This window comes from Pseudomonas sp. AC463 (assembly GCF_979253585.1).
In genome coordinates this window covers 1-292 of record NZ_CEEDDZ010000444.1, presented here as the reverse complement: position 1 = coordinate 292, position 292 = coordinate 1, and the positions used below count along the sequence as shown (strand labels likewise).

Sequence of the window (292 nt, the reverse complement as noted above, 5' to 3'; positions counted from 1 at the left end):
CCGTCGGACTCGGCTGCGAAATCGCCGGTGAACAGATAGACGAGGTCGAGGTCCGACGCATGCGTCAGCGCCTGGCCACCGAGCCGGCCCAATGCGAGGATCACGAACTCGCTATCCGGGACGCAGCCGTGCGCGTGACGGAACTCCGCCAGCGCAGCCACTGCCAGCACCGCCACCGCCGCCTCCGCCACCCGCGCATAGCCGGCGGCGACGGCGAGCGGATCGGACGCGCCGAGCACGATCTGCGCGCCCAGTGCGAACCGCGCCTCTCCCACGACGCGGCGGACATGAT

General features: G+C 71.2%; 1 protein-coding gene. It reads right to left on the bottom strand.

Annotated features, from left to right (window positions below; all coding sequences use genetic code 11):
- The coding region (locus tag AC0IYH_RS30905; protein WP_471837994.1) for a hypothetical protein at nucleotides 1–292 on the bottom strand (292 nt) is incomplete at both ends.